3 protein-coding genes are annotated in these 2,652 nt (G+C 70.6%); 2 read left to right on the top strand and 1 reads right to left on the bottom strand.

From position 1 onward, the window contains the following. The coding region (locus tag VGW35_00110) for a hypothetical protein (GenBank protein HEV8306040.1) at window positions 1–589 on the top strand (589 nt) is incomplete at its 5' end. Between the two features lie 80 nt (window positions 590–669). On the opposite strand, the gene VGW35_00105 is transcribed toward VGW35_00110, so the two are convergent. Then, complete coding sequence (locus VGW35_00105) at window positions 670–1,161, bottom strand: hypothetical protein (GenBank protein HEV8306039.1); 492 nt, start codon at window positions 1,159–1,161, stop codon at window positions 670–672. Between the two features lie 377 nt (window positions 1,162–1,538). Between VGW35_00105 and VGW35_00100 the strand changes: the two genes are divergently transcribed. Next, a partial coding sequence (locus VGW35_00100) for an MFS transporter (protein HEV8306038.1) occupies window positions 1,539–2,652 on the top strand: 1,114 nt, incomplete at its 3' end.

The following is a 2,652-nucleotide window of genomic DNA, read 5'->3' as shown; positions in this document are numbered from 1 at the left end:
TGGGCTGGCCGGTGTTATGCTGTCTGGCGTGGCCGTCGCTTTCAGGGATGAATCGGCGTTGGACTTCGCCCGGGTCCTGAACACCCTCGCTGGATTCTTCCAGCGCGAGGGCTTCGCTTACGCCGTGATCGGGGCGTTCGGTCTGCACGCCTACGGCCTCAGCCGGGCGACGTTCGACCTCGATTTCGTCACCGATTCCGGCGCTCAGCGCAAGCTCATCGCGTTTCTCGAGTCACTCGGCTACGAAACACTCCACCGGTCGGCGGGATACTCGAATCACGTCCACTCCGACCACTCCTGGGGCCGCGTCGATATCGTGTACGTGGAGGGCGAGACGAGCCGCCGACTGTTCGAGGGCTGCCGGCCGGTCCTGAGACTGTCGGATCTGATGCTTCCGGTCCCCCGGCCGGAGCACCTGGCGGCCATGAAGGTCCAGGCGATGAAGAACGATCCGGAGCGCACGCTCCGCGAAATGGCCGACATCCAGTTCCTCCTGAGCCTCCCGGACATCGACGAGGTGGAGATCCGCGGATACTTCGAACGGAGCGGCTTGCTGGATCGGTATCATGAGATCAAGCGGCTCACCTGAGCCCCTGACGCTCGACCACGATCTGCCAACGACGCCGCACGACGTCGCTGTCCTCAAGCGGCTTCGATGCGCCGACACCATCACCACCCAGGAATATCTGCGGTTTCTTCGCGTCTTCGACCCTCTCTCGCATCACGCCCTGAGATCCCGGCCGGGTCCCAGCGGTCCGGAGTTCGCCCTTTTAGCGGGCTGATCGCTACCGCGACCTTCAACGCCGGCTGAGCGGCGGCGGCGACCGGCGCCATGTGCGCATGCGCGATCTCCGCCATCCGGTCGGGCGGCACGCCGGCTTCGGCCAGCCGCGCCGAGACGATGTAGATCAGCGCGGCGGTCCGCTCCCCGATAGCCGCCTCGATCTGAGTGGGCGTGCAGCACTCTTCGTCGCCGACTACCACGAGGCGGGCGCCGGCCGTACGGAGCGCCTGATCGTAATGTATCCGGTCACAGCGCTGGATGACGATCTCGTTGCGCATGTCGGTCGTATCCGGGAGTCGGGCGATCCGCTCCGGATCGGTGCCGGCGATGCGGGCAGCGGCCGCGAGCAGGAGGCCGCCGGCCGAGCCCGAGGTCACGTGGGCCGCCTCGACGCCGGCCAGTCGGGCGATGTGCTCGCCGGCCCGCGGCGGGTACTTGATCGCCTGGACCGGCCGCCTCGGCGTCGGCGCGGCTCGTGATGTTCGGCACGATGATCCCGCCGGCGCCGGCATCGAGGTACTCGAGGATCACCGAGGCGTCGTTGCGCGGGACGCGGACCAGCGCCGTCATCCCGGTCAGCTCGGCGGCGCGCATCAGCTCCTTCGCGGACTCGACCGTGAGGCCGCCGTGCTGGGCGTCGAGGAATGCGACTCCGCCTTCCCGCGGGGCGGCGCCCACCACCAGGGCTCGCGCCGCACCTCGGCCGGGCTCTGCCCTGGTGGCATTGCGAGGCCTTGGCGGGCATAGTGGAGGCGTGACGGCGGGCGCCACGCTTTTCCTCGCCTGTGTGATCACCCTGGTGCATTACACAGGGGCCTACATGCGCGTGCCGCTGCTTCCGCTCTATGCCAAGGCGCACGGGGCATCGCCCGCCGAAGTCGGTGGCATCGTGGCGGCACACATGGGGCTGGCCGCGCTCACGGCGGTGCCCTTTGGCCTCGCGTCCGACCGCTGGGGGCGCGCGCGCCTTCTGTTCGCCGGCACGCTGGTGAGCGCGCTGACCTCCTTCGCCCTGGCGGGCGTCACGACCCTCTGGGCGCTGGCCCTCGTCTACGCCGCGGCCGGCCTGGGCGTGGCGGCCTTCACCCCGTCCATGATGTCGCTGGTCGGCGACGCCGCGGAGCCGGGAGCCATCGCCCGCGCCTACGGCTGGTACACGACCGCGCTGTACGCGGGGTTCGGCCTGGGCCCCATCCTGGGCGGCCTCGTGGGCGAACGGTGGGGCGAGCGGCCGGCGTTCCTGGCGGCGGGCGGGATCATCATCGTGGCGCTCGCGCTCGCGGCCGCCTTGGTCACACGGACGCCGTCGCCCCCAGATGCAGTCGCGCGCCGCAGCATCCGCGCCGTCACCGCCAACCCCGAGGTCCTCGCGAGCTGGATCGTCACGGTGGCCGGGATCGGCGCCCTGGGAAGCGTGCTCACCTTCTTCCCCCTGCTGGCGCGCGAGCGAGGGCTCGGCCCCGCCGCGACCGGCCTCGTCCTCGGCCTGCAAGCGCTCGTGAACACGGCGATTCGGGTGCCGGCCGGGTGGGTGCTCGATCGGTCCACCCGACGCCAGCCCTACGTCCTGGGGGGCATCCTGCTGACGGGGCTCTTGACCGCGATGCTCCCGAGGGCCCATCGACTGGAAGAGTTCCTCGTTCTGGCGGCGGCCCTCGGTTCCGCCATCGGCGTGGCGTTCGTGGCCGTCGGCACCGTGCTGACCGAGGCGACGACGCCGGCGACCCGGGGCGCGGCGATGGGCGGCTACAGCACCTCTCTCTACGTGGGCTTCGCGGCTGCGGCCTTCGGTCTCGGCCCCGTGATGGGCACGTGGGGATACGAGACTGGCTATGCCGTGGCGGGCGGGTGCACCGCCGTGATGGGGG

Source organism: Candidatus Methylomirabilota bacterium, assembly GCA_036005065.1.
Classification (GTDB): domain Bacteria; phylum Methylomirabilota; class Methylomirabilia; order Rokubacteriales; family DASRDR01; genus DASYQW01.
The sequence above is the reverse complement of the archived record's forward strand: the minus strand, read 5'-3'. Positions and strand labels throughout refer to the sequence as shown.